This is a genomic window from Aminobacter sp. AP02, assembly GCF_003148805.1.
In the GTDB taxonomy this organism is placed as follows: Bacteria; Pseudomonadota; Alphaproteobacteria; order Rhizobiales; family Rhizobiaceae; genus Aminobacter.
The window spans coordinates 75,575-97,351 of sequence record NZ_QGGX01000005.1 but is presented as its reverse complement, the minus strand read 5'-3'; the positions used below and the strand labels follow the sequence as shown (position 1 = coordinate 97,351).

25 protein-coding genes are annotated in these 21,777 nt (G+C 63.3%); 13 read left to right on the top strand and 12 right to left on the bottom strand.

The genetic code is table 11. From position 1 onward, the window contains the following. The first annotated feature begins 66 nt into the window (after positions 1–66). Positions 67–651 carry a glyoxalase superfamily protein gene (locus tag C8K44_RS07830; RefSeq protein WP_245417412.1) on the top strand — a complete coding sequence of 195 codons (585 nt, stop codon included), beginning with the start codon at positions 67–69 and terminating at the stop codon, positions 649–651. A gap of 76 nt (positions 652–727) precedes the next feature. Here the strand turns inward: C8K44_RS07830 and C8K44_RS07825 are convergent, their stop codons facing one another. Further along, a complete protein-coding gene (locus tag C8K44_RS07825; protein ID WP_109575217.1) occupies positions 728–1,177 on the bottom strand; it encodes a GatB/YqeY domain-containing protein in 450 nt (149 codons plus the stop codon). A gap of 289 nt (positions 1,178–1,466) precedes the next feature. Here C8K44_RS07825 and carA point away from each other — a divergent pair, with 289 nt between their 5' ends. After that, entirely contained in the window at positions 1,467–2,669 is a 1,203-nt protein-coding gene (gene carA, locus C8K44_RS07820) for a glutamine-hydrolyzing carbamoyl-phosphate synthase small subunit (protein ID WP_109575216.1), read from the top strand. A gap of 110 nt (positions 2,670–2,779) precedes the next feature. On the opposite strand, the gene C8K44_RS07815 is transcribed toward carA, so the two are convergent. Continuing rightward, positions 2,780–3,412, bottom strand: a complete 633-nt coding sequence (locus tag C8K44_RS07815; RefSeq protein WP_109575215.1) for a YdeI/OmpD-associated family protein — start codon at positions 3,410–3,412, stop codon at positions 2,780–2,782. A gap of 340 nt (positions 3,413–3,752) precedes the next feature. Between C8K44_RS07815 and C8K44_RS07810 the strand changes: the two genes are divergently transcribed. After that, positions 3,753–4,037 carry a hypothetical protein gene (locus C8K44_RS07810; RefSeq protein WP_109575214.1) on the top strand — a complete coding sequence of 95 codons (285 nt, stop codon included), beginning with the start codon at positions 3,753–3,755 and terminating at the stop codon, positions 4,035–4,037. Positions 4,038–4,095: 58 nt separating this feature from the next. Here the strand turns inward: C8K44_RS07810 and C8K44_RS27470 are convergent, their stop codons facing one another. Together C8K44_RS27470 and C8K44_RS07800 are read right to left on the bottom strand one after the other, a co-directional pair. Next, positions 4,096–4,362, bottom strand: a complete 267-nt coding sequence (locus C8K44_RS27470; RefSeq protein ID WP_109575213.1) for a hypothetical protein — start codon at positions 4,360–4,362, stop codon at positions 4,096–4,098. Positions 4,363–4,418: 56 nt separating this feature from the next. After that, positions 4,419–5,111: a DUF4336 domain-containing protein gene (locus C8K44_RS07800; protein WP_109575416.1), complete on the bottom strand. Its 693-nt coding sequence runs from the start codon at positions 5,109–5,111 to the stop codon at positions 4,419–4,421. Between the two features lie 54 nt (positions 5,112–5,165). Between C8K44_RS07800 and C8K44_RS07795 the strand changes: the two genes are divergently transcribed. Beyond that, positions 5,166–5,771, top strand: coding sequence for a TetR/AcrR family transcriptional regulator (locus tag C8K44_RS07795; RefSeq protein ID WP_109575212.1), 606 nt, complete (start codon positions 5,166–5,168; stop codon positions 5,769–5,771). Between the two features lie 160 nt (positions 5,772–5,931). Here C8K44_RS07795 and C8K44_RS27465 read toward each other — a convergent pair whose 3' ends face one another. From C8K44_RS27465 to C8K44_RS07775, 4 genes are all read right to left on the bottom strand, one after another. After that, the gene (locus C8K44_RS27465; RefSeq protein WP_158282719.1) at positions 5,932–6,135 is read right to left on the bottom strand and encodes a hypothetical protein; all 204 of its coding nucleotides are present in this window, start codon (positions 6,133–6,135) and stop codon (positions 5,932–5,934) included. 136 nt (positions 6,136–6,271) lie between these two features. Then, positions 6,272–7,189, bottom strand: coding sequence for an aldo/keto reductase (locus C8K44_RS07785; protein WP_109575210.1), 918 nt, complete (start codon positions 7,187–7,189; stop codon positions 6,272–6,274). Between the two features lie 17 nt (positions 7,190–7,206). Then, entirely contained in the window at positions 7,207–8,118 is a 912-nt protein-coding gene (locus tag C8K44_RS07780) for a neutral zinc metallopeptidase (protein WP_109575209.1), read from the bottom strand. Between the two features lie 123 nt (positions 8,119–8,241). Beyond that, positions 8,242–8,430 carry a hypothetical protein gene (locus C8K44_RS07775; RefSeq protein ID WP_109575208.1) on the bottom strand — a complete coding sequence of 63 codons (189 nt, stop codon included), beginning with the start codon at positions 8,428–8,430 and terminating at the stop codon, positions 8,242–8,244. Between the two features lie 231 nt (positions 8,431–8,661). Between C8K44_RS07775 and C8K44_RS07770 the strand changes: the two genes are divergently transcribed. Beyond that, a complete protein-coding gene (locus C8K44_RS07770; protein ID WP_109575207.1) occupies positions 8,662–10,008 on the top strand; it encodes an Nramp family divalent metal transporter in 1,347 nt (448 codons plus the stop codon). A gap of 5 nt (positions 10,009–10,013) precedes the next feature. On the opposite strand, the gene C8K44_RS07765 is transcribed toward C8K44_RS07770, so the two are convergent. Beyond that, positions 10,014–11,186 carry an MFS transporter gene (locus C8K44_RS07765; protein ID WP_109575206.1) on the bottom strand — a complete coding sequence of 391 codons (1,173 nt, stop codon included), beginning with the start codon at positions 11,184–11,186 and terminating at the stop codon, positions 10,014–10,016. Positions 11,187–11,331: 145 nt separating this feature from the next. On the opposite strand from C8K44_RS07765, the gene C8K44_RS07760 reads away from it, so the two are divergent. Further along, positions 11,332–11,664 carry a helix-turn-helix transcriptional regulator gene (locus C8K44_RS07760; RefSeq protein WP_109575205.1) on the top strand — a complete coding sequence of 111 codons (333 nt, stop codon included), beginning with the start codon at positions 11,332–11,334 and terminating at the stop codon, positions 11,662–11,664. Positions 11,665–11,710: 46 nt separating this feature from the next. After that, positions 11,711–12,466, top strand: a complete 756-nt coding sequence (locus C8K44_RS07755) for a metallophosphoesterase family protein (protein ID WP_109575204.1) — start codon at positions 11,711–11,713, stop codon at positions 12,464–12,466. 35 nt (positions 12,467–12,501) lie between these two features. Here C8K44_RS07755 and C8K44_RS07750 read toward each other — a convergent pair whose 3' ends face one another. Beyond that, positions 12,502–13,095, bottom strand: coding sequence for a TetR/AcrR family transcriptional regulator (locus C8K44_RS07750; RefSeq protein WP_109575203.1), 594 nt, complete (start codon positions 13,093–13,095; stop codon positions 12,502–12,504). Between the two features lie 33 nt (positions 13,096–13,128). On the opposite strand from C8K44_RS07750, the gene C8K44_RS27460 reads away from it, so the two are divergent. The 5 genes from C8K44_RS27460 (at position 13,129) to C8K44_RS07725 (ending at position 19,108) form a co-directional block, all read left to right on the top strand. Further along, the gene (locus C8K44_RS27460; RefSeq protein WP_158282718.1) at positions 13,129–13,266 is read left to right on the top strand and encodes a hypothetical protein; all 138 of its coding nucleotides are present in this window, start codon (positions 13,129–13,131) and stop codon (positions 13,264–13,266) included. A gap of 743 nt (positions 13,267–14,009) precedes the next feature. Beyond that, on the top strand, positions 14,010–14,342 hold the full coding sequence (locus C8K44_RS07740; protein ID WP_109575201.1) for a hypothetical protein: 333 nt from the start codon (positions 14,010–14,012) through the stop codon (positions 14,340–14,342). Positions 14,343–14,588: 246 nt separating this feature from the next. Next, a complete protein-coding gene (gene carB, locus C8K44_RS07735; RefSeq protein ID WP_109575200.1) occupies positions 14,589–18,083 on the top strand; it encodes a carbamoyl-phosphate synthase large subunit in 3,495 nt (1,164 codons plus the stop codon). A 194-nt stretch (positions 18,084–18,277) separates the two neighbouring features. Next, positions 18,278–18,652, top strand: a complete 375-nt coding sequence (locus C8K44_RS07730) for a hypothetical protein (protein WP_109575199.1) — start codon at positions 18,278–18,280, stop codon at positions 18,650–18,652. Positions 18,653–18,754: 102 nt separating this feature from the next. Continuing rightward, a complete protein-coding gene (locus C8K44_RS07725; RefSeq protein WP_109575198.1) occupies positions 18,755–19,108 on the top strand; it encodes a hypothetical protein in 354 nt (117 codons plus the stop codon). Between the two features lie 33 nt (positions 19,109–19,141). Here C8K44_RS07725 and C8K44_RS07720 read toward each other — a convergent pair whose 3' ends face one another. Next, complete coding sequence (locus tag C8K44_RS07720) at positions 19,142–19,624, bottom strand: RidA family protein (protein WP_109575197.1); 483 nt, start codon at positions 19,622–19,624, stop codon at positions 19,142–19,144. 189 nt (positions 19,625–19,813) lie between these two features. Between C8K44_RS07720 and C8K44_RS07715 the strand changes: the two genes are divergently transcribed. Continuing rightward, complete coding sequence (locus C8K44_RS07715; RefSeq protein WP_109575196.1) at positions 19,814–20,512, top strand: TetR/AcrR family transcriptional regulator C-terminal domain-containing protein; 699 nt, start codon at positions 19,814–19,816, stop codon at positions 20,510–20,512. A 265-nt stretch (positions 20,513–20,777) separates the two neighbouring features. On the opposite strand, the gene C8K44_RS07710 is transcribed toward C8K44_RS07715, so the two are convergent. Next, positions 20,778–21,701: a branched-chain amino acid ABC transporter substrate-binding protein gene (locus tag C8K44_RS07710; protein ID WP_281062986.1), complete on the bottom strand. Its 924-nt coding sequence runs from the start codon at positions 21,699–21,701 to the stop codon at positions 20,778–20,780. Between the last annotated feature and the right edge of the window lie 76 nt (positions 21,702–21,777).

Below are 21,777 nucleotides of genomic sequence, written 5' to 3'. Positions count from 1 at the left end.
CCTCACGGGTGACCGTCGGCAATGCGAGCACTGACGTTGATGTCACCCGCTTCAAGGGGACCTCCCATGCCATCGCTTGATCGCGTGAAATCCATGGCCAAGGAGCTGCGCGCCAGCTTGGCCGCGCAGGACATCCACCTCGGCCACAGCGCCTGTCTCGAGATCGTCGCCCGTCAGCTCGGCCACGACAGCTGGAACATCCTCAAGGCCAACTCCGACGCCAAGACCGAGCTTGCCATATCGATAGTTGTCGAGCACGGCCGCGAAGAAGAAGCGGCCGCCTTCTACCAGCGCGCCTTTGGCGCCGTTCGCGGCGGCGTCTACCTGTTCGAGGGCGCTCCGATCTCAATCGATCTGCGGATCGGCGATGTCGCCATTCAGGTCGGCGGCGCCAATCCACGCAGGGAAATGGAGCCGCACCGGGGCGGTCCTTTCTTTCCCAAGGCCAATGGCGCGGTCAGCGCGGTCTTCACTCTTGAGGTCGCCAATACCGAATCAGCCGTGAAGCGGGCGATCGATGCTGGCGCCATACCGAGAGGAAAGCTTGAGGTCGCGACCGACGGCCGCCGTGGTGCCACGGTGTTCGATCCGTTCGGTCACATCTGGGGGCTCCGCGACAAGACGCCCGTCAGGCTCCGCCGCGCCGCCTGAGTTGCCAAAACAAACGCCCCGCGCTGCATGGCAGGCGGGGCGTCCTTCTTGTCGATACGGGTCGAGACCGTCGAACCTACTGCAGCAGTTCCTTGACGATGCCGCTTGCCTTGCCGAAATCCATCTGGCCGGGATAACGCTCCTTGAGCGCGTTCATGCAGCGCCCCATGTCGCGCAGCCCATCGGCGCCAACCTCCGTGATCACCTTCTGCGCAGCGTCGCGCACCGCTCCGTCTTCCATCTGCTTGGGCAGGAAGTCGGAGATGATGGCGATTTCGTCGCGCTCCTGGGCCGCCAGTTCGAGCCTTGCACCCTCTTCGAAGGCCTTGGCCGATTCCTGGCGCTGCTTGACCATCTTGGTCAGGATCTGCAGGATTTCCTCATCGGTGACAGGGTCCTTGCCGGCACCGCGATGGGCGATGTCGCGGTCCTGGATCGCGGCCTGGATCAGCCTCAACGTCGAGGTGCGGCGCTTGTCGCCGGTCTTCAATGCAGTCTTCAGTGCCTCGGCGAGTGTCTCGCGCATGGCCGTTACTCCTGAACGTGTCGCAAACAATAGCGCCGACCTGCCACAGTGGCAAACCGAATGACAATGGCCAACTTCCTGTTTTTGCTAGGAAAAATAATTAGCCGCGAATTCCGGCGCGGTCATTGACCACCCGCCGGCCTTCGCTTATTGTCCGCGCCTTGCAAGGACTTGTTTGTTTTGTGCACGGGGCCCGCCTGACGGTGGTCGTCCGTGCTTTTCGCTGCGCGATATGGCCCCTTGCCAGCCATTTTTCAAGTCGCGGCACCCGTTACGCAGGAGCATCGCCATGGCCGCAGAGACCGCCCCCTGGGCAACCGAAGTGCCGACCGCCGTTCTGGTTCTGGCCGACGGCACGGTCATCACAGGCCGAGGCCTCGGCGCCACCGGCGCAGCCGTCGCCGAAGTCTGCTTCAACACGGCACTGACCGGCTACCAGGAGGTCCTGACCGACCCATCCTATGCCAGCCAGATCGTCACCTTCACCTTCCCGCATATCGGCAACATCGGCACCAACGATGAAGACATCGAGGACCTGAACCCGGCGGCCCGCTTCGGCGCGGTCGGTGCGGTGTTCAAGGCCGACGTCACCAACCCGTCGAGCTATCGCGCCGCAGGTCACCTCGACCAGTGGCTCAAGCGCCGCGGCATCGTCGCCATGTCGGGTGTCGACACCCGCGCGCTGACCGCGCTGATCCGCGAAAAAGGCATGCCCAACGCCGTCATCGCGCATGCGCCCGACGGCAAGTTCGACATCGAAAACCTCAAGGCCCAGGCCCGCGCCTGGTCGGGCCTCGTCGGCCTCGACCTCGCCAAGGACGTCACCTCGGGCCAGTCGTCGTCCTGGAGCGAGACGCCCTGGGTGTGGAACGAAGGCTATAGCGAGCGCACTGAAGAAACCATGCACGTCGTGGCCATCGACTACGGCGTCAAGCGCAACATCCTGCGCCTGCTCGCCGGCCTCGGCGCCAAGGTGACGGTCGTTCCGGCCAAGACCTCGGCCGAAGACATCCTGGCGATGAAGCCGGACGGCATCTTCCTGTCCAACGGCCCCGGCGACCCCGCCGCGACCGGCGAGTACTCGGTACCCGTCATCAAGGACCTGCTGAAATCGGAACTGCCGCTCTTCGGCATCTGCCTCGGCCACCAGATGCTGGCGCTGGCACTTGGCGGCAAGACGGCCAAGATGCACCAGGGCCATCACGGCGCCAACCATCCGGTCAAGGACCACACCACCGGCAAGGTCGAGATCGTGTCGATGAACCACGGCTTCGCTGTCGATTCCGACTCGCTGCCCGAAGGCGTCGAAGAAACCCACGTCTCGCTGTTCGACGGTTCCAATTGCGGCATCGCCCTCACCGGCCGCCCGGTGTTTTCGGTCCAGCACCATCCGGAGGCCTCGCCCGGCCCGCAGGACTCGCACTATCTCTTCCGCCGCTTCGCCAACCTCATCCGTGCCCGCCAGGGTGAACCGGCGCTCGCCGAACGCTGAGGCCAAACGGCAGACGGACAATGCAAGGAGGCCCCGCCAACGGGGCCTCCTTTTTATTGGGTGCAAGCCCCGAGGCCGCGGCCACCTTCAATTCAGCTGCACGAACCCGATCAAGCTTTCGTCCGACCGGCCTGACGGTTCGGGCGCGCCGTACCCTGCGGATAGATGGTCTCTCCCCGCTTGAGCATCGCGACGAAGGTTTCGATCTTCTTCTTGCGTCCCGCTTCCGTCTTCATGTTGTGGGTGCGGAAGGCGAGAGCGAAACGGTTCTGCGCGCTGAGTTTGCCAAGCATTTCCCTCGCTTCGGGCTCGGCGTCGATCGCGGCCTGGAGATCTGGCGGGATCTTCATGTCCTTGCCGCTCTTGTAGGCGCGCTCCCAGCGCCCGTCGGCCTTGGCCGCCTCCACATGCGTGAGGCCGTGCTCGGTCATCCGGCCTTCGGTGACAAGCCGCGCCACGTTGTCGACATTGATCTGGCTCCAAGTGCCCTTCTTGCCGCGCGGCGAATAGCGCTGCAAGAAGCTCCTGTCGTCTAGCCCCTTGCGCACCCCGTCGATCCAGCCCCAGCACAGCACGACGTCGATGGCCTCCTTCGGCGTGATCGACTTGAGCCCGGTTCCCACCTTGTGGATCTTGATCCAGACCTCATCTTGGCTGTCATGATGCCGGCCCAGCCAGTCGTAGAACTGCGCGGCATCCTCGAATTCGCGGACCTTGTTGGGATCGACATATACCGGCGCCATCAGATCCCCTGCTCTACATGCTCGACAAATCCGCCAACCAAGATGGCTCTCCTCACCCCTACATTCGCCTCGAATCGATGACCGTGACTGGCACCCGGCGACAACGGTTCAGTCTGCATGCTCGCCGTCCTTTAGGCCAGTCTGTCGAAAGGCCGGATTGGTATGATTGAAGTGACCGCTCATTCAATGGCGACACCAATCGCAAGGGTACCAAGTAGAGACGACGAGCAACACCAACCACTATGCCTGGCCTGCTACACCGGTGTCATGCGCTCGTCTTTGATGGTGGCACATTTCCTGCTTGGTCACCTGGGCAATGTTAGTGAAGCGGGGGTAGTTCATGGCATATGTGATAGATCTCAATACTGGCGAGCCGGTCGAACAGCGCAAGGAAGGCCGTCACCGCACGCTGAAGGGCGCCAAGCTCTCATTTTATGGCGGCTATTGCTCGTTTGAGGGCATCGTCCGCAACCAGTCCCAAAATGGTGCAAGGTTGGATTTTGGCGATACCACGGGTGTGCCACCCGAGTTCAGCCTGGCTATCTCCGGCGAAGCAGCAAAACGCACGGCACGCGTGTGCTGGCATTCGCCGACATCGGTAGGCGTATGCTTTGTGGAAGCGTAGAGCGCCGGCCGAACACCGCTGCTGACGCTTGGTCTGACGATACGACATGCGCCCGCTCCTATGCCGGCGTCGTGGCAGTGTGTTCCTGCATTGTTGAAGGCCTTTCGACCGTCAACACTAGCACCAGCAACGACAGCGCCAGGAACACGCCAATCCACGGCAAGCGTGCACCGGCGAATGTAATCGGCGCGCACGGTCCGGTGAACCAGGCGCGCGGCCCGAACTCGCCCGCGCCAAAGCCGAAATTCTTGGCCCGGTTCTCATCGGTCGACACGTCTGCGATGAAGGCAGAGGCAGTCGAACAGTTCGCGCCGCGGACGCCCAAATGGCCAAATCTGTTGTGAGATTCTGCCTTTTCTCGGCATCTCGTGGAATCCGTCCCTAGTCAGCTAACCAGCGAAACGCCCGACGCAGGAACGCTTGCCCGTCATCTGTGATCGGCGGGCCGTGGGCCATGATCACCTTTTCCGTAGGCCATGCCAGAATACGCCGGAGAGATTCACGCGCGGCGGGTCGGTCTGTGAAGGCAACCCGAAATTTTCGTGGCACCGCAGGTTCGGCGGCCGTCATCAGGTCCAGTCGCGCAACCATTGCCCGCCAGCCCTTGAACCACCCGCGCGGGAATTGCTGAATCAGATCGGTGAAGATCGCGGTCCCGCTCCGGCGGTGAAAGAAAACGACTTCCGTTGTGATCCGGTTGCCCCACATGACCGCATGATCAATCTCCCCTGCCCATGCCGCGATCGGGCTGTCGGTGAAGTCAGCATCGAACCTGATATCAAGGCGCTTCTCCCGCAGCCCGGGCGGCGCATAGGCCGTGGCCCCAGGATACGCCCGCTGCCAGTCGCCAAGGAATGTATGATGGAGGGAATTGGGAGGGAGCAGATGCCGGACCGCCCCTAACGTCTCGACCTCGGCACGAAGATCGTCCGTGAGCGCCGTTGGCGACCAAAGGACCAGTTCGCCATTGACCATTCTCATGACGACCATGCGAGTGGGGTAATGAAAACCGGCCGCTGCCGCGACCGTTGGCCCGTCCGCAATCCAGATATTGGGGCCGAACTCCGTTAGCATTGCCATCGCCTCACAAACGTTTACATGCGTGTAAATTTATACCACTGTATAGAAATGACAACACCGAAGCGAACCGAACGGTCCCGAATTCTCATCCTCGATGCCGCCCACGCGGCGTTTGGGGAGAAGGGATTTGCAGCCACGTCCGTCGAGGAAATCGCGAGGCGGGCGGGTTTGACCCGCAAGACGGTCTACAACCTGTTCGCTTCGAAAGATGACATCGCCTTGCAGCTCATCGCCCGCGTGGAAGCAAATGATGCGCCCTATCGGGATCGCATGGCGGACGGTGAAGACGCCTTGCGCCTGCTCGAAGACGTCTTTCTCGACAGCGCGGCGTGGTGCTTGGCAAATCCCTCGCTTGCGAAGCTGGCCCTTGCACCTGCCGAACGGCCATCATTTGAACCGCCTCCCGGCCGTCCATCATTTCAGCGGCTTGTCGGGGATATTCTCATGCTGGGCCAAAGGCAGGGTGTGATCCGTAAGGACGATGCCCCCAATTTCATGGCGCTCATCCTGCTTGGAATTTATGGGCAGGCGATGCTTTCGGCTCTCGCCGGCGGGCAGCTTAACAAGGACGAAATCAAACACATCATTCGTATCGTGGTTGAAGGCATCGGTGAGCCTTCACTACGGCGAGGCGTCGTGTCGCGTAGTTCTTAAGTTTCGGTACATATGCAAAGGGTCAGATAGAGGCAGCTGATGATCGTAGCGCAGGTTTCCGACATTCACGCTTCGCCGACCAACGACAATATGCTTCGGCTTGCCCGTGCATTGTCATGGTTTGCCGACCTCAAGCCTGACGCGCTCCAGATCCTGCATTTCACGCGTGACGTTTGTCTTGAGCCATCTGCAGGAAGGAAGGCAGCACCGGCATGATGATGCCGAAGCCGATGACGTCGAGCAGCAGCGTCGTGAAGACGAGCGCAAGGCCTCCTTTGGCAATCTTCTCGCCAACCATGTCGAACCCGCCTGGCACAACGTCGCGCATCGGCGATGCCGGCGCGACTTCAAGCTGTCGCAGCATGTTGACCACCGCTGCCGGGACGGCAGCGAGGCATCGAACCGCCGGGGGCAGTGCGGAACGTCGCTTGTATCAGCGGCAAAGATCAGGAACAATTCGTGAACACATCAAATGTCTGATGCGTCACATGGCAGCGCGGTTACGGGACCGCCCTGCCCTCGCTCGCTTCGAGGATCGAGAACCATTGCTGGCGGTCGAGCGTCACGTCGACCGCGCGCACGAGCTGCGCCAACCGCTCCGGCTTCATCGTGCCGAGCACCGGCACAAGCCGCGCCGGATGCCGCAGCAGCCAGGCTATGGCGACCGTTGCGATGTCATGGACACCGGCCTCGGCCGCGACAAGCGTCAGTGCGGCGCGCACCTTGTGCTCGCGCGCGCCGTCGCCGGTGAACAGCGAGCCGCCACCGAGCGGCGACCAGATCATCGGCGCGTAGCGCAGCCTCTGCGCGTGGTCGAAGCGGCCATCGGTCAGTGCCGAGGTTTCCAGAACCGAATGCTCGATCTGGTTGGTGACGAGGTGAAATGGCAGCCGCGACGCCAACAGGTCGAACTGCTGCGGCGTGAAGTTCGACACGCCGACCGCGCGCACCTTGCCATCCGCCACCAGCCGTTCGAACGCGGCCGCCGTTTCGTCGGCATCCATCAGCGGATCAGGCCGGTGGATCAGCAGAAGGTCGAGATAATCCGTGCCCAGGTTCTTGAGCGAACGCTCGACCGACGCAACGATATGGCCGGCACCGGTGTCGTAGTGCTTCAGCCGGTTCTCCGGGCGATTGGCCGACTTCAGCATGATTCCGCATTTGCTGATCAGCTCGATGCTGTCGCGCCTGCCCTTGAAGCGGGCGAGCCCGGCGCCAAAGGCTTCCTCGACCTCGTAGCCTCCATAGATGTCGGCGTGGTCGAAGCTGGTCAGGCCGAGATCGATCGCTGTGTAGATGAGCTTCGCCACGGCGTCAGCGCTTGGCTTTTGGCCGTCCAGCAGGCGCCAGGCGCCAAACACCAGCCGCGAAAGCGACGGGCCACCCGGCACAAGTTCGATGCGTCGCTCGCTGGCCATGCTGACCGTTCTGTGCCTTAGATCGGATTGTTGAACGTGTCGCAGTCGGAGAGCTTGCCGCTCTTGAGGCCGGCGGCGAACCAGCGCTGGCGCTGCGCCGACGTGCCATGGTTGAAGCTTTCCGGCACGACATAGCCCTGCATGCGCTTTTGCAACGTATCGTCGCCGATCTGCTGGGCGGCATTCAGCGCTTCTTCAATGTCGCCCTGTTCGAGCAGCCCCTTCTGGTCGGTGTAGTAGCCCCAGATACCGGCGAAGCAATCGGCCTGCAGCTCGACGCGCACCGACATGGCATTGGCATCCGCCTCGCTCATGCGCTGCCGCATCTGGTTGAACTTGGGCAGGATGCCGGTCAGGTTCTGGACATGGTGGCCGACCTCGTGGGCAATGACATACGCCTCGGCGAAATCGCCTGACGCCCCGAACTGCTTGGACAGCTGGTTGAAGAAGGCCGTATCCAGGTAAACCTTGCGGTCACTGGGGCAATAGAACGGACCTGAGGCCGCCGAGGCGTAGCCGCAAGCCGATTTTACCTGGCCGGAAAACAGCAAAAGCTTGGGTTCTTCGTATTTCAGTCCTTCGGCCTGGAAGATGCCGTTCCAGGTGTCCTCGGTCTCGGCCAGCACCGTCGAGACGAACTGGGTCATCTCGTCATTGGCGGGTGCGCCGCCCTGGGTCACCTGACCGCCGCCGGGCAGCGAACCTTCGTCGCCACCAGACAGGATCTGCATCGGATCGATGCCGCACGCGCGCAGCGCGAAAAACAGCACCACAAGGATGATGATACCAGAAAGCCCGCCACCGCCGGTCGAGATGCGCGGCCCCATCGGCAGGCGTCCGCCACCGCCAAGCCCGCCGCCAAGGCCACCGCCGCCATCGTTGCGAGCATCCTCGACATTGTCACTCTGGCGACGGCCTCTCCAGCGCATATGCGTATCCTTGATGTTCCATGTCGCGGCGGGTCGGCTCCGCTCACTGTGACAATTAGCCCAACGTCAGCAGCAAGTCACAGGGTTTTTGGCAGTGTCATGCTGTCGTGATTGCGCGCCAGCTCAGCTCTTCTGCTTGGCGCCGGCGCTCTTGCCGTCGGAGCTTTTGGAGCGTTCCTCGAAGCGCTTTTCGCCCTTCTTGAAGTCGCGGCCGGTCTTGGCCTCGACCTTGCGCTCTTCCCTGGCCGCCGCCCGCCTGAGGCCTTTGGCGGCTTCTTTTCCCTTTGGAGTCGGAGCTTGTGTGATGGCCATCGTTCATTTCTCCTCGGAGCCGACCATTCGGCGCTCAGGCTAACGCGAGCCGGCAGCACTTGTTCCTTGCAAAGGCGAACGCGGACGCCATCAACGCCACAGCGTGTTTCGGCCGGCTGTTGCCTAAACGTTTCCCGGCGCGCCCTGCGAACCCGCATCCAGGGGGCTTGCCAAATCCGTTGCTTTCGGTATTGTTGCAAATGACTTGCAACTGCGACTGAAGAGGCACCCGTGGACTCCTACACCCGGCCCGCCGACGAAACCGAAGGCTGGCGGACCGCCAGGGGCGAAGGGTCGCTTTCGGAAGTCCATCGATCAATTCCCGTGACTGCCAGCGGGTCGAGCTGGCGCAGGGCCGCCGCCTTCGTCGGCCCCGGCTACCTCGTCGCCGTCGGCTACATGGATCCGGGCAACTGGGCGACCTCCATCGCCGGCGGCTCGAAGTTCGGCTACACCTTGCTCGTCGTCGCACTGGTCTCCAACATCATGGCGATCGTGCTGCAATCGCTCTGCGCCCGGCTTGCCATCGGTTCGGGGCGCGATCTGGCCCAAGCCTGCCGCGACGCCTTTCCCCGCCCGGTTGCCTATGCCTTGTGGTTCCTGGCCGAAATCGCCATCATCGCCACCGACATCGCCGAAGTCATCGGCACGGCGATCGGCCTCAATCTCATCTTCGGCATCCCCCTTGAGATCGGCGTCATCATCACAGCGCTCGACGTCTTCCTGATCCTCTACCTGCAAAAGCTCGGCTTTCGCTGGGTCGAAGCCCTCATCATCACCTTGCTCGGGGTCATCGCCGTCTGCTTCGCCATCCAGGTCGCGCTCGCCGACCCCGATTGGGGCGCCGTCATCACCGGCTTCGCCCCCACCACCGAGATCGTCACCAACCCCGAAATGCTCTATCTCGCGCTTGGCATCCTTGGCGCCACGGTGATGCCGCACAATCTCTATCTGCATTCGGGCATCGTCCAGACGCGGGCCTATGGCGACACCTTGGTGGAAAAACGCCAGGCGCTCAAATTCGCCACCTGGGATTCGACCATCGCGTTGATGTTCGCCCTGATGATCAACGCCTCGATCCTGATCCTCGCCGCGTCCACCTTCTACAGCACCGGCCGCACGGAGGTCGTCGAGATCGGCGAGGCGCATTCGCTCTTGGCGCCGCTTCTCGGCCTTGCCATCGCCCCAACCCTTTTCGGCATCGCGCTGCTTTGCTGCGGCATCAATTCGACAGTCACGGCAACGCTCGCGGGGCAGATCGTGATGGAGGGTTTTCTGCATATCAAGCTGCCGCCGTGGCTGCGCCGCCTCGTCACCCGCGCGATCGCCATCGTGCCGGCTGCCGCCGTCACCATCTGGTACGGCGACAGCGGCACGGCGAAGCTGTTGATCTTGACCCAGGTCGTGCTCAGCCTTCAGCTGTCCTTCGCCGTCTTCCCGCTGGTCATCTTCACCGCGAGCAAGGAAAAGATGGGGCCGCTCGTCGCTCCGCGCTGGCTCATCGCCTTCGCCATGCTGATCGCGGTGGTGATCGCCGCCCTCAACATCAAGCTGCTGGTCGACTTCGTCCTGAACTGAGCGGCTTACCGCGCCACGGCAACCCGCACCGATTTGCTGCTCGCCGCCAGCACGGCAAGTGCCACCAGCGGAAAGGCTGCCGCAACAAGGCCGAGATCGGACGGCCTGGCGAACTCCAGCACCCGGCCGCCGATCACCGTACCGAAGGCAATGCCGAAATAGAGCGCCGAGGCGTTCAACGACAGCGTCAAATGCGCAAGCTCGGGGGCGAAGCCAACGATGCGGCTTGCCTGCGCCGGCGGAAAGGCCCAGCCGATGATGCCCCACGGCACCATCAGGCCGATCAGCACCGGCCCGGCAAGATGGTGCGGCAGTAGCTTCAGCGTCAGTGCAATGGCGATGCAGAAGCCGGACGACATCAACAGCGAGATCACCACCATGCGCGTCGCGCCGATCCGGTCGGCGAGATAGCCGCTCGACAGATTGCCGATGACAGCGCCGACGCCAAAGGCGAGCAGCATGCCCGGCAGCGCAATCGACGGCAGCCCCGCCCCCTCCAGCGCCAGCGGCGCGATGTAGGAAATCACGGTGAAGCCACCGGCAAGATAGAGCAGGGTCACCACCAGTGAGGGCAGGATGCCCGGCCGCGCGATCGCGGTGAAGCGCTCGCCAAGCGTCAGCTTGATGCCGCGCGAACCCCTCGGCAGCCGCACCCACAGGATCGCGGCACACGAGATGCCAAGAAGGGCTATGGCAACGAAGGTGCCGCGCCAGCCCCACATCGTGGCGATCAACGAACCGACCGGCGCGCCAAGCGCTACGGCAAAAGTCGTGCCGCCGACGACAACGGCAATCGCCCTTGCACGGTGCTCGGGTCCAGCGAGCGACACCGCCGTCGCCTGCGCCGTCGCTGCAAAAAGCCCCGCCGACATGCCCATCACGATCTGGGCGGCCAGAAGTGCAGCAAATGAGCCACTTGTCGCGGCAATGATGTTGCCGACGACAAAAACCACCATGGTTGCCGCAAGCACCCGGCGTCGGTCGATTTCGCCGGCCAGCGCGGAAAGAACCGGCGCGCCGATGGCATAGGCGAGCGAAAACGCCATGATGAGATAGCCGGCAAAGGGCACGGAAACATGGGCGTCGCCGGCGATCGCCGGCAAGAGACTGGAGAAAACGAAGCCAACGGTGCTCATGGCGAACGAGCCGACCGCCAGCCAGATAAGGCGCTTGTCCATGACGCTGTCCTTAGTTCAAAATCTGTTGAACTATTGAACTTGACCACGCGTCATGTCAATCTGCCGGGATCACGCTCCTGCCAGCCTCATGTCAGCAGCGCGTCCGAGCCTTGAACCGCACCTGTTCCAACGTTAGCTTCGTCCCATGTCCCTGCCCCATCCAATCGCCGATCAGATCAGCCTGCCCAATGTGCTCGCCGTGCTGGGCGATCAGACGAGGCTCGCCATCGTCGGTTACCTCGCCCGCCACGAAGGCGTGGCGATGAGCTGCAGGCAGTTCCTCGAATTCGGTTCCAAGACCAATCTCAGCTATCATCTCGCCAAGTTGCGCGAGGCCGGCATCACGCGCACCGAGGTATCCGGCACGAGCCGCTTGATTTCGCTGCGCCGCGACGACCTCGACAGGCGCTTTCCTGGCCTGCTCGATTCGATCATCAAGGCCGCACATGATATCCCGCTGCTTGAGCGGTTGAAGTAACGCGGACAGTCGCCTCGAACCGCTGCCATTGAGGGGGAACATGCGGATGCGCATCGCCGTCATCGCCGACATTCACGGCAACATCCTCGCCCTGGAAGCTGTGCTCGCTGACCTTGCCCGGCGCGGCGGCGCCGATCTGGTCGTCAATCTCGGCGATCTCGTCTCTGGCCCGTTATGGCCTGGCGAAACCGCCGAGCGGCTGCAAGCGCTCGATTGGCCGACCGTGCGCGGCAACCACGACCGCCGCGTCGCCACCGATCCCCTCGACGAAATGGGGCCTTCCGACCGCTTCGCCTACGACCGCCTCACGCCCGCTCAGCGCGACTGGTTGGAGGCGCTGCCGCTGACGCTGGAGATCGCACCCACCGTCTTCGCCTTCCATGCCCGGCCCAACCACGACGAGCGCTATCTCTCGGAGGTGATCAGCGAAGACCAGCTCGTCCGCGCGCAGCTGCCTGTCATCGAAAACCGGCTCCGTCAAACGGACGCCAAGTACCGGCTCCTGCTTTCAGGCCACAGCCACCGCCCCGACCTGGTGCGACTTGGCGACGGGCGCATCCTGTTCAATCCGGGCAGCGTAGGCGATCCGGCATATCGAGACGACAACGCTCCCGCTCATGTATCTGAACAGGGATCGCCGATGGCACGCTACGGCATCGTCGAACTCGATGAAGCGGGCGAAGTCCTGCGCGTCGACGCGCTGGCGGTGGTTTACGATCACGAGGCCGCCGCACGCCGGGCCGAGGAAAGCGGTCGGCCGGAATGGGCGCATGCCTTGCGCACCGGCTTCATGCCCGACTGACCTTGGCTAATCGAAACCGGCGCGCGCCTGCCAATTCAGCGGCGAAACTGGCCGAGCGTCGCCGTGAACATCTGCGCAATCGCTGCGACCGCGTCGTCATGCGAAATCCGCCCCGCGGCGGCATCCTGCGACACCGCCTCGGCAGCCCCCAGAAGGCCTGAAAGGATTGCGCCGCCCAGCGGCTCCGGCAACTCGACAAATCGCGAAAACGCATCCCGGTATTCGGCCAGGTAGCCGTCGCGCAGCTTTTGCCTGAAGCCTTCCATTTCTTCAGTGCCCGACAGTGCCGCATAGACCGCCCCCGCCTCCGGGCCGACCGAATCTGCGCAGTTCACATAGGCCTCGCCCAAAATGACCGCGACATCGCCCAGCGTCTTGCCAGCAGTCGCCAACGCCTGCCGCTGCGCATCCAGCTGCAGATCATTGTAAGCACTGTAAAGCGCCTTCAGCAGCCCTGCCCTGGTGCCGAAATGCTCATAGGCGATCGGCTTGCTGACCCCGGCGCGCTCGGCAACCCGTCCAAGCGTCAGCGCGTCGGTGCCTTCTTCGCGCACGATCTTCTGCGCGATTTCCAGCAATTGCGCGCGCCGTTCGGCTTTCGGCAGCTTTTTCGTCGCAGCTGCATTCATCGGGATTCAGGCTCCAGTTTCTTCCGAGCACACTTGAAAGCGGCTCGTGCCAAGGCGCGCTACGTGGCCGTTGCAGCCCGTGAAATCCATCTGAAGAATCTGCCCATCGGCCTGCCTGGCAAGGGCACCTTCCAACCCGTCATGGGCAAGAAAAAGGTCAAGCTCGCCTGATCCCCGGCGGAGCCAACGCGCGCCGCTCCACCCCTTCCAATCAAGACATCATTGCGCCGCCCTCGCGCGGCCACAGAGGAGTTATGCCCAAATGACAACCCACAAGCCCGTTCTCATCGTCGGCGGTTCCGGCTTCGTCGGCACCTATGCAGCCAGAACCCTGCGCAAGCTGCACCCCGCACTGCCCCTCGCCATCGGCGGCCGCAATCTCGACAAGGCCGATACGGTGGCGAGGGAGATCGGCAACGCCGAGGCTTTAACAATTGACCTTTCTCGCGGAGACCTGGGCCTGCCTGTCGGCACATCCTTCAGCGCGGTCGTCATGTTCGTCTACGACGACACGCTCAACGCGCTGCAATACGCGCTCGCCAAAGGTGTGCCCTATCTCAGTTTCTCCTCCAGCATTCACGAGATCGGACCTAAGGTGGCCCACTTCGCCAACCGGCCTTCAGCTCCCGTCCTGATGGGTGCCAGTTGGCTTGCCGGCATCACCAGCATCGTCACCGCCCACTTCGCCAGGCAGTTCCGCAAGGTGGACTCGATCGAAATCTCCTCCATCTTCGACGAGCAGGACGTAGGCGGTCCGGCGGCAGATGCCGATTTTGCCAGGCTGACCGCGTCGCCCAACACCATGCTGCTCGAGGACGGCCGGCGGCGAGCAAGGCAAGACCATCACCAGCGTCGACGGACGAAGGATTCCAGCCCAGACCTTTTCGCCCGGCGACGTCTACAGCCTGTCGGCAGTGACCGGAGCGCGCTCGGTCCGCTTCGACTTTACCTTCGGCGAATCCTCCGGCCGCCATGCTGGCGAGCATTTCTCCGCCGAATTCGCCGTCGACATCGCAGGCGAACGCCCCGACGGAACGGCTGGCCGCGACCGAATCGAGTTCGTCCATCCTCAGGGGCAGGCACCGGTCACGGCCCTTGCGGTATCGCTGGCGGTCGAACGCCTGCTCGGCCTCGACGGCAAGGCAGCACCGGTGCCCGGTCTCCACTTCCCGGAGATGCTGATCGACGCGGACCACGCCTTGCAACACCTCGCGGCGATCGGCGTGCGCATCTCCAGGACGGCGTAGTCCAACCCCTGCGCAGGGACGGTCGCCGGCACCGGCGTCCGTTCTTTGCGCAATGCGTCGCACACTGCACGCAACCGACTGGCATCAAACCCGCATCCTGTCACAGGAAAAGCGTTTTTTGGGGTTCCCCCCTCCCCAACCTTCCCCTATAAGGCCCGCCTAGCCTCTAGTTGACTCTTCTTGCGCACCGGCCGGGATTCTCCCGTCCCGGTTCTTCGCGCAGGCATATTTTACGGACCGTACACAATGGCAAAACGCACCGACATCAAGTCCATCCTGATCATCGGCGCCGGTCCCATTGTCATCGGCCAGGCCTGCGAGTTCGACTACTCCGGCACCCAGGCCTGCAAGGCGCTGAAGGAAGAGGGCTACCGGGTCATCCTGGTCAACTCCAACCCGGCCACCATCATGACCGACCCGGAGCTGGCCGACGCCACCTACATCGAGCCGATTACCCCCGAGGTCGTCGCCAAGATCATCGCCAAGGAGCGCCCCGACGCGCTTTTGCCCACCATGGGCGGCCAGACCGCGCTCAACACTGCGCTTTCGTTGCGCCGCATGGGCGTGCTCGAGCGCTACAATGTCGAGATGATCGGCGCCGACGCGCATGCCATCGACAAGGCCGAGGACCGCTCGCTGTTCCGCGAGGCCATGGCCAAAATCGGCCTCGAAACGCCGCGCTCGATGCTCGCCAACGCCTCCGAGGTCAAGGACGCCGACCGCAAGAAGCACGAGGCCGAGCGCGCCGCGCTGAAGGCCGCGAACCCTGAAAATCTCGACGCCGCGCTCGACGCGCTCGAAACCCAGTGGAACCTCGGCGAAGGCGACCGCAAGCAGCGCTACATCAACCACGGCATGGCCATCGGCGCCCAGGCGCTCGACCATGTCGGCCTGCCCGCCATCATCCGCCCCTCCTTCACCATGGGCGGCACCGGCGGCGGCATCGCCTTCAACCGCCAGGAATTCTTCGACATCGTACAAAGCGGTCTCGACGCCTCCCCCACCACCGAAGTCCTGATCGAGGAATCGGTGCTCGGCTGGAAGGAATACGAGATGGAGGTCGTGCGCGACCGGGCCGACAACTGCATCATCATCTGCTCGATCGAAAACATCGACCCGATGGGCGTGCACACCGGCGACTCGATCACCGTCGCCCCGGCGCTGACCTTGACCGACAAGGAATACCAGATCATGCGCAACGCCTCGATCGCGGTGCTGCGCGAGATCGGCGTTGAAACAGGCGGCTCCAACGTCCAGTTCGCCGTCAACCCGGCCGACGGCCGCTTGGTCGTGATCGAAATGAACCCGCGCGTCTCGCGCTCCTCGGCACTTGCCTCCAAGGCAACCGGCTTCCCGATCGCCAAGATCGCGGCGAAACTCGCCGTCGGCTACACGCTCGACGAGCTGGAAAACGACATCACCGGCGGCGCGACGCCTGCTTCCTTCGAGCCGTCGATCGACTACGTCGTCACCAAGATCCCGCGCTTCGCCTTCGAAAAATTCCCCGGCGCCTCACCCGTTCTCACCACCGCCATGAAGTCTGTCGGCGAGGTCATGGCGATCGGCCGTACCTTCCAGGAATCGCTGCAGAAGGCGCTGCGCGGGCTTGAGACCGGCCTAACCGGCCTCGACGAGATCGAGATCCCCGGCATCGGCGAAAACGGCGACAGCGGCGACGACCGCAACGCCATCCGCGCCGCCCTCGGCACGCCCACGCCCGACCGCCTGCGCATGGTCGCCCAGGCAATCCGCATGGGCACCTCGCTCGAAGACGTGCACGCAATGTGCAAGATCGACCCGTGGTTCCTCGAGCAGATCGCCGGCATCATTTCCATGGAAGCCCGAGTGCGCGAGCACGGCCTGCCGCAGGATGCCGAAAACCTGCGCATGCTGAAGTCGATGGGCTTCTCCGACGCCCGCCTCGCCTCGCTCACGAAGACCGAGGCCGAAGCTGTTCAAAAGCAACGTCAAAAGCTCGGCGTGCACCCGGTCTACAAGCGCATCGACACCTGCGCCGCCGAGTTCGCCTCGCCCACCGCCTACATGTACTCGTCCTACGAGCTGCCCTTCGCCGGGGCGTTGGCAGACGAGGCCCAGGTCTCCGACCGCAAGAAGGTCGTCATCTTGGGCGGTGGCCCCAACCGCATCGGCCAGGGCATCGAGTTCGACTATTGCTGCGTCCACGCCGCCTATGCGCTGCGCGAGGCCGGCTACGAGTCGATCATGGTCAACTGCAACCCCGAGACCGTGTCGACCGACTACGACACCTCCGACCGCCTCTACTTCGAGCCGCTGACGGCCGAGGACGTGCTCGAGATCCTGCGCGCCGAGCAGGCCGCTGGAACGCTGCACGGCGTCATCGTCCAGTTCGGTGGCCAGACCCCGCTCAAGCTTGCGGATGCGCTCGAAAAGGCCGGCATCCCGATCCTCGGCACCTCGCCCGACGCGATCGACCTCGCCGAGGACCGCGACCGCTTCCAGAAGCTGCTGCACAAGCTTGACCTCAAGCAGCCCAAGAACGGTATCGCCTACTCCGTCGAGCAGGCCCGCACCGTCGCCGGCGAGCTTGGCTTCCCGCTGGTCGTGCGCCCGTCCTACGTGCTCGGCGGCCGCGCCATGCAGATCATCCACAACGAGGGCATGCTGCAGTCCTACCTCCTCGACACCGTGCCGGGCCTGGTGCCCGAGGACATCAAGCAGAAGTACCCCAACGACAAGACCGGCCAGATCAACACCCTGCTCGGCAAGAACCCGCTCCTGTTCGACACCTATCTCAGTGGCGCCATCGAGGTCGACGTGGACTGCCTCTGCGACGGCAAGGAGACCTTCGTCTCCGGCATCATGGAGCACATCGAGGAAGCGGGCATCCACTCGGGCGACAGCGCCTGCTCGCTGCCGGTGCATTCGCTGTCCACCGAACTCGTCGACGAGCTCGAGCGCCAGACCTCGGCCATGGCGCGCGCGCTCAATGTCGGCGGCCTGATGAACGTTCAATACGCCATCAAGGATGGCGTAATCTACGTGCTCGAAGTCAACCCGCGGGCGTCGCGCACCGTGCCCTTCGTGGCAAAAACCGTCGGCAAGCCGATCGCCAAGATCGCCGCCCGCATCATGTCCGGCGAGAGCCTCGACAAGGCCTTCGCCCACTATGGCGCCAAGCCCGACGCCCGCAACCCCGGCCACATCGCGGTCAAGGAAGCGGTGTTCCCGTTTGCCCGCTTCCCGGGTGTCGACATCCTGCTTGGACCGGAGATGAAGTCGACCGGCGAGGTCATGGGCCTCGATCGCGACTACGCGCTCGCCTTCGCCAAGGCCCAGCTCGGTGCCGGCGTCGACCTGCCGCGCTCGGGCACGCTGTTCGTCTCGGTCCGCGACGAGGACAAGGCCGGCATCCTGGGCGCCGTCCAGCGCCTGTCGGGCCTCGGCTTCAAGGTGCTGGCGACCTCTGGCACCGCGCGCTTCCTCAATGAAAACGGCGTGCCGGCGGAAAAGATCAACAAGGTGCTCGAGGGCCGTCCGCACATCGAGGACGCCATCCGCAACCGCCAGATCCAGATCGTCTTCAACACCACCGACGGCCAGAAGGCGGTGTCGGACTCGAAGTCGATCCGCCGCGCCACGCTGATGCAGAAGGTGCCCTACTACACCACGCTGTCGGGCGCTGCCGCCGTCGCCGAGGCCATCGCGGCCCTCAAGGCCGGCTCGCTCGAAGTGCGCCCGCTGCAGGATTACTTCAAGTAAGCCGCAAAGTCGGATCTTCCTTCTCCCCAAACGCGGGGAGAAGGAAATCCTTGCCACTGCCTGATTCTACAGAAGCAACATCTAATATAACATGCGGCTTCCTTTTCAGGCTGCGCGTGAATTTCTTCGTCATCACCTTCCCACTCGCATAAATTGCAGGTAACTTTCTCACCTTCGACTGGGGGAGTGAGGGAATGACATTGAAAACTGTTCAACTGGCACTGGGATCGGTGCTGGCAGGGCTTTTGGTTGCGGCAATGCCGGGCGTGGCAATGGCCAAGGACAAGGGATCGCTGGCCGGAAACGAAGGCAAGAAGCGCTATGCCACGCAGTTCGCCTGGACAAAGGGCCCATGCCAGGACGCCTACAAGGGCTATGTCGCGGCTTCCGGCCACTCGGCCTACGCACAAACGCATCTGGGCGGTGTCGAGGCATTCTACTGCGCCGACTCCCTCAACGCACCGTCCCAGGCGGCTGCCGAGAAGCAGGCGCTGGAGCGCTGCAATTCGGTCGGCAAGAAATACAAGATGAAGACAACCGGCAAATGCGCGGTTTATGCCTCAAAGTAGGCACATCCACGGTGCCCCTTCTCCCACATGGGGAGAAGGGATCTGCACCCTCCCCATCCTGACCGCATCCCGCTACCCTGCCCGGCCAGCAGGAATCGCCCGATGCCCATCGCCTACGACCCGTTCGACGAAATCCGACGCGAGGCCGCGGGGCTCAACCTCATCCCGCCTAAGGTAGTGGCCGACAACGCCGCCAGGGGCCTCGCGCTTCGCAAACAATTCGGACGCGGCAGCACCGAGATCGGCCTCAGTCGCGCCGAGGAACTTGTCGCCCGTACCGAGCTTTCGCCCCACACCGTCAAGCGCATGGTCAGCTATTTCGCCCGCCACGAGGTCGACAAGCGCGGCAAGAACTACGGCAACGAGCAAAACCCCTCCGCCGGCTACATCGCCTGGCTGTTGTGGGGTGGCGACGAGGGCCGCGCGTGGGCGCTGGAGATGAAGGCGCGAATGTAGCCGCACCGCGCGCGACCCTCTCCGCGCACCCCGCTACTTCAGCACGACGACCGCCTCGACCTCGAACAGCATGGCGTCGACCGCAAGCTTGGGCACGGGCACCAGCGTCTGGGCCGGCAGTGCCGTGCCGAACATCGCCTTCACGCTCTCGGTCAGCACTCCGAGCTTGGCCATGTCATGGTCGACCACGAAAACCGTGAGCTTGGCGACCTGGTCCGGCGCAGCGCCGATCCCGGCCAGCGCCGCCCCCAGATTGGCATAGGCCTGCTTCACCTGCACCGCGAAGTCCGGCGACAACGCCCCGGTGCCGTCCTGGCCGCCCTGCCCCGAGATATAGGCCACCCGCGCCCCGCCGGGCACAATCACCGCCGTGCTGTAGCCGTTCGGCGACGGGTCATGCAGGTTCTTCGGATTGACGATGGTCAGCTTGAGATCGCTCGCGATAGCCGCGCCGGCAACGCCGATGGTCATGATGGTCAGTCCTCCTGCAAGCAGATGGTTGAACGTGCGTGACATGATTTTTCCCTTTGGCTCCGCGCTCGGCGGCAACCTGCCCGGCAACCGGCATGTTTGACACCGTGCCCGTTCCGCCGTCGAGTCGTACACTGTACTAGTTATCCTCTCGTACGCTATACGAGTCAATCGGCGGGCATCGACATTCTCAGCACCGCCAGCCAAGATCGGCCTACGGAGCAGGAAAGACGAATGGCAGCCAAACGCAGCGACGCCCCGGGCAGGAAGCCCCGACGGGCAGGCGCGAAACTTGAGCCCACCAAGCAGCCGGGCAGTGAACCGCCGCTGTCGCGCGAGCGGATCGTGGCGACAGCGGTGGAACTGCTGGACGCGGAAGGGGTCGGCGGCATGTCGATGCGGCGCCTGGCCGATCGCCTCGGCGCGGGCGCGATGAGCCTTTATTGGCATGTCGACAACAAGGAAAAGGTCTTCGACCTGGCGCTCGACCAGGTGCTGGCCTATCGCGAACCGCCGCAAACGGGCGAACCGCGCAACTGGCGCGACGAAGTCGTCCACATGCTCGAGGACTGGCGCAAAAGCATGCTGCGCCATCCCTGGTCGGCATCGCTTTTGCCGCGCCGCGCGCTCGGCCCGGGCATCCTCGGCCGGCTGGAACTGCTGGGCAGCATCCTGTCGCGCGCCGGCGTCGCCGATGCCGATCTCAACGTCGCGATATGGTCGCTGTGGAACTACGTGATGGGCGCCACGATCACCCGGGCGAGCTTCGAACTCACGGACGACGAAAAGGCCGCGGCACAGCAGCGCCTTTCAACCCTCGGCGAACGCCACCCGACCATCCAGCGCACGCGCCTGCTGCTGGACAATGATTGGGACGGGACGTTCAGGAAAGGCCTGGACGTTTTGCTGGATGGGCTTGCGGGGAGGCAGTGAGCACATTGGGCGCGGCCACCGGAAGGAACCCCTGCCGCTGCAATTACAGCGGCAGCCCGATGCCCTCGCAAGATCAAACCATCAGCCGACTCGCGTTAGCCGCATCACCCTGCACTGACCGGAGGAAGAGTCGTCATTTCTGCATGACGGGAGAATAGCCGCCAGTTCCATTGGGCTTCCACACATACCAGGCAACGTCCGGCTCGCGGCGATCACCATGGACGTCGAAAGTCAGCGTTCCCAGCACCGTTGGAATTGGAGGGCCTTAGCGAATGGCCTTGGCAACGGCCTTCGGCTCACTTTTCCCGGCAACTTCGATGCCCTTTGCGATCACCTGAACGGCGGCATACGCTTTGAGCGTGTACGCTTCCGGCTCGAATCCTTTCGCCCTGAATCGCCCGACGACAGATTGCGCGTCCGGATGGTCTCGATCCTCCAGCGAGAACGCAAACATCGTCCCAGCCACATCGGGACCTGCCGCATGGGGGAAATCGGCTGTGAAGATACCGTCTCCAGCTATGAACTGCGGCTTGAAACCAGCTTCGCCTGATTGGCGCACAAGCGTCGCCATCTCGTCGGCCAAGCCACCGAAAAAGACCACATCAATCTTCTTTGCCTTCATCCGGGCAATCAGCCGCGACATGTCTTTCTCCCCGACCTTGACCTTGGACATCAGCTTCTCCGGCTGCCCGGCGGCCTTCAACGCGGCTTTGGCCTTGGTGGCCAAGCCGTCTCCATAAGGAGTGCCGTCGCTCAGGATCGCGGTACTTTTGCCGGCAAATGCCTGTGCGATGTACTCTCCGGCCAGACGGCCCTGTACGTCGTCCCGCCCAGCTGTCCGGTGCGTGTTCCAGAGGTTCTTTCCCTTACCGCTACGGTCAGTGAAGTACGGATTGGTCGATGCCGGGCTGATCATGAATACGCCCATTCTTGCATACACTTCCGAAGCAGGGATCGACGCTCCGGAATTGAAGTGGCCGACCACGAACCGTACGCCGGACTTGGCAAGGTTCGTAGCCACCGCTACCGCCGTCCGGCCATCCCCCTTGTCGTCGACAACGTCGATTTCGAGCTTTTGGCCGGCTATGCCGCCGCCGGCATTAATATCCGCGATCGCCAGTTCTACTCCTCGATGTATCTGATCGCCCATTGGAGCAAACTCACCGGACATTGGAGCAGCGACGGCGATCCTTAAGGTTGCTTTTTCTTCTGCAGAAGCAGTCGATAGCTCCCAGAAAAAAGGGCCAACATCGCCATAAGCGGCC

Coding starts and splice junctions, on each gene's coding strand:
- C8K44_RS07830 (WP_245417412.1), top strand. CDS start 67: ATGCCATCGCTTGATCGCGTGAAATCCATGGCCAAGGAGCTGCGCGCC.
- C8K44_RS07825 (WP_109575217.1), bottom strand. CDS start 1,177: ATGCGCGAGACACTCGCCGAGGCACTGAAGACTGCATTGAAGACCGGC.
- carA (WP_109575216.1), top strand. CDS start 1,467: ATGGCCGCAGAGACCGCCCCCTGGGCAACCGAAGTGCCGACCGCCGTT.
- C8K44_RS07815 (WP_109575215.1), bottom strand. CDS start 3,412: ATGGCGCCGGTATATGTCGATCCCAACAAGGTCCGCGAATTCGAGGAT.
- C8K44_RS07810 (WP_109575214.1), top strand. CDS start 3,753: ATGGCATATGTGATAGATCTCAATACTGGCGAGCCGGTCGAACAGCGC.
- C8K44_RS07800 (WP_109575416.1), bottom strand. CDS start 5,111: ATGCTAACGGAGTTCGGCCCCAATATCTGGATTGCGGACGGGCCAACG.
- C8K44_RS07795 (WP_109575212.1), top strand. CDS start 5,166: ATGACAACACCGAAGCGAACCGAACGGTCCCGAATTCTCATCCTCGAT.
- C8K44_RS27465 (WP_158282719.1), bottom strand. CDS start 6,135: ATGCTGCGACAGCTTGAAGTCGCGCCGGCATCGCCGATGCGCGACGTT.
- C8K44_RS07785 (WP_109575210.1), bottom strand. CDS start 7,189: ATGGCCAGCGAGCGACGCATCGAACTTGTGCCGGGTGGCCCGTCGCTT.
- C8K44_RS07780 (WP_109575209.1), bottom strand. CDS start 8,118: ATGCGCTGGAGAGGCCGTCGCCAGAGTGACAATGTCGAGGATGCTCGC.
- C8K44_RS07775 (WP_109575208.1), bottom strand. CDS start 8,430: ATGGCCATCACACAAGCTCCGACTCCAAAGGGAAAAGAAGCCGCCAAA.
- C8K44_RS07765 (WP_109575206.1), bottom strand. CDS start 11,186: ATGGACAAGCGCCTTATCTGGCTGGCGGTCGGCTCGTTCGCCATGAGC.
- C8K44_RS07760 (WP_109575205.1), top strand. CDS start 11,332: ATGTCCCTGCCCCATCCAATCGCCGATCAGATCAGCCTGCCCAATGTG.
- C8K44_RS07755 (WP_109575204.1), top strand. CDS start 11,711: ATGCGCATCGCCGTCATCGCCGACATTCACGGCAACATCCTCGCCCTG.
- C8K44_RS07750 (WP_109575203.1), bottom strand. CDS start 13,095: ATGAATGCAGCTGCGACGAAAAAGCTGCCGAAAGCCGAACGGCGCGCG.
- carB (WP_109575200.1), top strand. CDS start 14,589: ATGGCAAAACGCACCGACATCAAGTCCATCCTGATCATCGGCGCCGGT.
- C8K44_RS07730 (WP_109575199.1), top strand. CDS start 18,278: ATGACATTGAAAACTGTTCAACTGGCACTGGGATCGGTGCTGGCAGGG.
- C8K44_RS07725 (WP_109575198.1), top strand. CDS start 18,755: ATGCCCATCGCCTACGACCCGTTCGACGAAATCCGACGCGAGGCCGCG.
- C8K44_RS07720 (WP_109575197.1), bottom strand. CDS start 19,624: ATGTCACGCACGTTCAACCATCTGCTTGCAGGAGGACTGACCATCATG.
- C8K44_RS07715 (WP_109575196.1), top strand. CDS start 19,814: ATGGCAGCCAAACGCAGCGACGCCCCGGGCAGGAAGCCCCGACGGGCA.